We start from the raw sequence: 5,049 nt of genomic DNA, 5'->3' as shown, positions 1-5,049 counted from the left end.
GCCAACCGGCAGAATATGCCCTTTTAAGCGGGCGGGCGACGGATTTTTTTGCGCAGGGATAATTTTTTCGCGCGCCTTGCGCGATACACTCTATTTCGGCTCACCGCCGAAATAGTTGAATCGCTTCTTTAGGCGTGGCGCGCGAGCGAGCTTTGACCCGGATGAAACTGCCCTGCGCGGGCGGCGACCGGGTGACCCCGGCGGGACGGAGCGATACTGCGTATCGCTTAATCAACTCAGCCCAACTCTTCGTTCGCGAGCCATGACACGAACGCGTCGGCCAAGCGGGCCCCACTGAGTAAGGCAGAAACAACCCTAACAAAATACCCTATGGGTGCGGGGACGGGAAATGCTTACGCATTTCAACTGGCAGCCTCTACCCCCATTCTCCGTCCACTCAAAATATAGCACCTCATCCCCAACCCCATTTCCACATAAACACAAAAAAAGCGCCGCCGATCGTTTTTCAACAATCAGTAGCGCTCTCTATCATCGACCGGCTCCGAACCGACCGGAAAATCAAGCTAAAAAACTATTTATTAGCGTTCCGTTTATCGTAGTGTTTCTGATACCGGCTCATGAACTTATCGACACGTCCTGCGGTATCCACCAGCGTCTGCTTCCCGGTATAGAACGGGTGCGACGCGCTGGAGATTTCCATCTTGTAGACGGGATAGGTTTCGCCGTCGATCTCGATCGTCTCTTTCGTATTCACGGCGGACCGGCACAAAAAGACCTGATCGTTGGACATATCCTTGAATGCCACGATACGATACCCTTCCGGGTGCAATCCTTCTTTCATTGTGCGTATTGTTTAACGTTAGGTTGATGTGCTGTTTTTCGCTTTCGCGGGGCAAAGATAGGATTTATTATCGGGAACTGCAAATCCGATCAATCGAGCCGTTTGACGCCTTTGCCGGTCATCCGCCCCGCACCCGTGTAGCGGAATGAGCCCATCGTGCTGACCTGCGCCGTCCCGTTTCCAGTCACGCAAGCTTTGACCTGCCCCATTCCGGTCACTTCGGCGGTGACGTGTTCGGTTTCGAGCCGTTCCAAATCGGCTGACGAAGTACCGCCCACGTTCCAATCGGCTTCGGCAGCCGAACCTGACAACACCACGCCCGACACGCCTGTCATCCGAAGCGTCATCTCCGCAGTCCGCAATTCGCCTCTCACCTTCGCCGTTCCGCTGGTTTCGATCGTCGTGCGCCCTGTCGCCGAGAGTTTCACATCGCTCAGATCCGACGTCCCCGAGGCTTCGATGTCGATCTCGCCGGCCGAACAGCTGAGCAGATTGACCGAAGCGTTTCCGGAAGTCATCAGCCGCAGTTTACCCGAGCTGGAGCACCGACCGGTTCCGACGACCGTAGAGGCTCCCGTAACGTTCAGGTAGGCGAGTTCCGAAACGGTCACCCAGGCTTGGGGTTTCTTTTTACTTCCGGTGAAGTATTTAGTCATGTCGTCCTTGAAGGCCAGCCGGACGAATCCGTCTTCGGTATATTCAAAGACCAATTTGTCTTCCAGTTCGCGCAGAATTTCGACTTTAGCTCCCACTTGCTTCGAAGCGCCATCGGCTTGCTGTAGCTGTAGGTCGAACGCTCCGGCAATAATCACGCCCCGGATCGGTTTGTTGGCGTATTTTTCGACCACCACGCTCTCTTGTGCTTCCGCGCACCGGGGCACAAAGGCCAACCATCCGCACAACAGACAAACCAGATATCCGAAGGAGGAAAATAACTTTTTCATGAATGATCGGTTTTTATTCGATTTTACTTTAATTCCTATTTTTCACCAATCCCGCCCCGGGCTACCGCGATGCGGGCGGCAATGGGCGTTTGGGCGATCTGATGCATGTCGGCAACAACGGATTCAGCTATTCATCGTCGGTGAGCGACATCAAGGGGGTGTATTTGGGGTTCGGCACGGGGAGTCTCAATTCCGACGGTGCGGACTGCCGTGCCTATAGTTTTCAGTTGCGTTGCCTCTCGGAATAAACGCCGCGGGCCCGCGGTAGGCAATGGGCCGGCGACCCTAACTGACTTGACTTTGGCGGCCGGAGCCAGCGGAGGGTCGCAGAAGCTCGGCCCCATTCGTTTCTTATTTAAGCTGTTCACGCCAGCGGGGGCAAAACGAGCATCGCGAAGTGGCGGCCCTAAGCTCGGCCCAAATCTTGCGGGTTCGTCCTCGGCGCGCCCCCCCACGCGCCGCTAAAGCGTCGCTGCGCCCGAGGACGGCGACCTAAAGGTCGCAAAAGCACTGCCCAAAGCCCGACCAAAAACAAAGCCCAAAGCTCACCCCAGTTCTCCGCCCCGTGTCCGCCTCACTGCGGCTCCGCTGTCGCTCCGCCGCGTTTGCCATCGCCCGCCCTCTTAAGCGGGCGGGCGATGGATTTTTGCTCGAAATCGAGGTTTTTCGCGCGCCTGCGCGATTTAGTTTGAGGGGACTGCGCTCGGGCCGCGCGGGCCCCACGTCCCGTGGACAGGAAATGCTCACGCATTTCAACAACCAGCCTCTACCCCCGTTCTTTTTTCGCGCGCCTGGGGAAATCCTGTCAAAACGCGCAAGCGCATTTTGACGATTTCCCTCTTAAGGCGTGGCGCACGGTTTGGTTTGAGGGGACTGACCTCAGGCCGGCCGGGCCCCACGTCCCGCGGACGGGCGAAACTACGTTTCGCTATAGCAGCCTCTACCCCAACAACGCACTGCAATACCCAAACCGCCGCATTCACTCCGCACGACCGGAACAGGCCCGAACGAGACACACCGTCTCGACCGCCTCGCGCACATCGTGCACCCGCAAAATCGCGGCGCCCTGGCGCAACGCCTCGGCGTTCAGCACCGACGTCCCGTTCAACGCTTCGTCCGGAGTAACCCCCAGCGTGCGCCATATCAGACTCTTGCGGGACAAACCCGCCAAAATCGGCAACCCGAAGACCGAAAGTTCATTCATCCGCCTCAACAACTCGAAATTCTGCGACACACTCTTCGCAAAGCCGAAACCCGGATCCAAAATCAAATCCACAATCCCCGCCTCCCGGCTCTGCGCGACCTTCTGCACGAAATAACGCAACACCGCTCCCAAAACACCGCCGCCTTCCGCCGGATAGTCGGTCTGTGACGTCATCGTCTGCGGCGTCCCGCGCATGTGCATGGCGATATAAGGCAACCTCAACTCCCCGACCGTTCGCAGCATCTGCGGATCGAGCTCGCCCGCCGAAATGTCGTTCACCACGAACGCCCCGTAACGGTCATAAAGCCGCCGAACCACCCCCGACCGAAACGTATCGACCGACAACGGAAAATCCGCTCCGGCCACCTCGCGCACCAAGCGCAAAGCATGATCTAACCGGGCGAACTCCTCTGATTCCGGCACATCATCGGCTCCCGGACGCGACGAATAGCCGCCCACATCCAACATGTCTGCCCCTTCGTCCAAAGCCTGTTCGACCGCCCGGGCGATTTCATCGTCGCTCTGCCGCCGACTGCCCTCGAAAAACGAGTCCGGCGTGGCGTTCACGATTCCCATCACCCGCGGCCTTTCCGGGCCGACGGACCACAGCCGACCGCCTATATCGATCTCCATCACGTTTCTGCACAGAGGGATCAAAATACGACCGGAGCTGAAGCGAACGTCCCCATCTGGAAAATCGGAATCCGCTCCCGCGCCAACTCATCCGTGCCGTCGACCAGCTTGACGATCTGCACCGCCGGAATCCGGTACGGCAGATTCGCTCCGCCCTTCTTCGCACTCCCGACAGTTCCGCGCGAAGCACTTCCGGTCTCTCCGGCCCCTTCGGCCGTCATCTCGATCACCAGCGGCCGACCCGACAGATCGCTGTCGGGCACCAGCCCTTTGGTCGGCGAGAAACGACACACGATCGAGGTACCTTTTTCCGACGGCAAAACCGAGTAGGTGCGCACAATCCGCTGGGTATAACGTTTCCCGATGAACAATGAGAGGTATTCGGCCTCCAGGCGGTCGATCTCTTTCAACGCAGCCGGCAGTCCGGCTCCGAAGACATGTTCGCCCATCTCGCCGGTCACCAGGTCGAACCGCCGTTTACGCAGGGTGAAAATCGCGTTCGCCGCATCGGCCGCCAGCTGTTCGGTGCTCTTCTCCACCATCGAAGTCCGGTTCACGGGCAGCTCGCCGAAGCTCTCGCCGTCGGCCAAGCCGTTCTGTTCGACGGTCGCGCCGTACAACGGCTGAAGACTCACGTCCGTAAACGGGTTGTTGTTCCCCATGGCGGCGTCCTGAAACTTCGCATCAGCCACCAACGGCTGCCGGGACTGCGGAACGGAGAGCCAGTGAAATACCCGGCTGCGGGCATCGACGGAACGATCCAGTGCATAGGTCTGTGCGGGATCGGGCTCTTCGTAGTAGCCCAACGAGGCGTCCAATATCCGATAGTTCTGTTTATCGCTCATCGCGGCGCCCGAAATACCGAGATACTGGGCGGCGTACTTGGCATAAGTTCCGCGCAGGATCACTTCGCGTTCGACCACGACGGTAGCGGTCACCACCGTCCGCGGCAGGGTGTAGCCATCGACAGCGGCTGCTCCGTTGCCTTGCGGGAATGCGCTCACCTGAGCTGTCGCGGGAAAGGCCAGCAGTGCGAGGGAGCTGTACACGACAGCCGAAACTGCCCGATAAAAAGTCTTGCTTTTCATATTGTTTTCGATTTATATCGTTTTTTCCGAAAGGATTGTCGGTCAAAAATAGCTTTTTTTTCGGAACGATGCGCCGGAGAAGACAATATATCTCTGCCTCAGCGAGACAGGAGCATTAGGAGGAGGCTCGCCTCGGGCTACCGCGACTTCGGTCGCGCGGGCTATGAGGGTATAACGAGGGGCGTCGGCAACTATGGGTTCAGTTGGTCGTGTACGCCGGTGACAGGCGACTTCACGGTGAGGTGTTTGGACTTCTCCACGCAAGGTCTCCACCTCAGTGGCGTGCACTATCGTGCCATCGGTTTTCAGTTGCGGTGCCTCTCGGAATAAACGGGGCAGGTGCTGTGTCGTTTTAATGGCAACTTCGTTTAGAAACTG

At 58.1% G+C, this 5,049-nt stretch carries 5 protein-coding genes; 1 reads left to right on the top strand and 4 read right to left on the bottom strand.

Going from position 1 to position 5,049, the window contains the following annotated elements; all coding sequences use genetic code 11:
• Positions 1-532: 532 nt before the first annotated feature.
• Positions 533-802 (bottom strand): type B 50S ribosomal protein L31, encoded by a 270-nt coding sequence (locus QZ302_RS08540; protein ID WP_294594470.1) that lies wholly within the window; start codon positions 800-802, stop codon positions 533-535.
• Positions 803-891: 89 nt separating this feature from the next.
• Positions 892-1,746 carry a DUF2807 domain-containing protein gene (locus QZ302_RS08535; protein ID WP_294594468.1) on the bottom strand — a complete coding sequence of 285 codons (855 nt, stop codon included), beginning with the start codon at positions 1,744-1,746 and terminating at the stop codon, positions 892-894.
• 101 nt (positions 1,747-1,847) lie between these two features.
• On the opposite strand from QZ302_RS08535, the gene QZ302_RS08530 reads away from it, so the two are divergent.
• Positions 1,848-1,994, top strand: a complete 147-nt coding sequence (locus QZ302_RS08530; RefSeq protein WP_294594466.1) for a hypothetical protein — start codon at positions 1,848-1,850, stop codon at positions 1,992-1,994.
• Positions 1,995-2,725: 731 nt separating this feature from the next.
• Here QZ302_RS08530 and folP read toward each other — a convergent pair.
• Positions 2,726-3,583 (bottom strand): dihydropteroate synthase, encoded by an 858-nt coding sequence (folP, locus tag QZ302_RS08525; RefSeq protein ID WP_294594465.1) that lies wholly within the window; start codon positions 3,581-3,583, stop codon positions 2,726-2,728.
• Positions 3,584-3,603: 20 nt separating this feature from the next.
• Positions 3,604-4,671: a DUF4831 family protein gene (locus QZ302_RS08520; protein WP_294594463.1), complete on the bottom strand. Its 1,068-nt coding sequence runs from the start codon at positions 4,669-4,671 to the stop codon at positions 3,604-3,606.
• Between the last annotated feature and the right edge of the window lie 378 nt (positions 4,672-5,049).

Origin of the sequence: uncultured Rikenella sp. (genome assembly GCF_910579375.1) — a bacterium.
Taxonomy (GTDB): Bacteria; Bacteroidota; Bacteroidia; order Bacteroidales; family Rikenellaceae; genus Rikenella.
This window is presented reverse-complemented; position numbering and strand designations above follow the sequence as displayed.

Coding starts and splice junctions, on each gene's coding strand:
- QZ302_RS08520 (WP_294594463.1), bottom strand. CDS start 4,671: ATGAAAAGCAAGACTTTTTATCGGGCAGTTTCGGCTGTCGTGTACAGC.
- folP (WP_294594465.1), bottom strand. CDS start 3,583: ATGGAGATCGATATAGGCGGTCGGCTGTGGTCCGTCGGCCCGGAAAGG.
- QZ302_RS08530 (WP_294594466.1), top strand. CDS start 1,848: ATGCATGTCGGCAACAACGGATTCAGCTATTCATCGTCGGTGAGCGAC.
- QZ302_RS08535 (WP_294594468.1), bottom strand. CDS start 1,746: ATGAAAAAGTTATTTTCCTCCTTCGGATATCTGGTTTGTCTGTTGTGC.
- QZ302_RS08540 (WP_294594470.1), bottom strand. CDS start 802: ATGAAAGAAGGATTGCACCCGGAAGGGTATCGTATCGTGGCATTCAAG.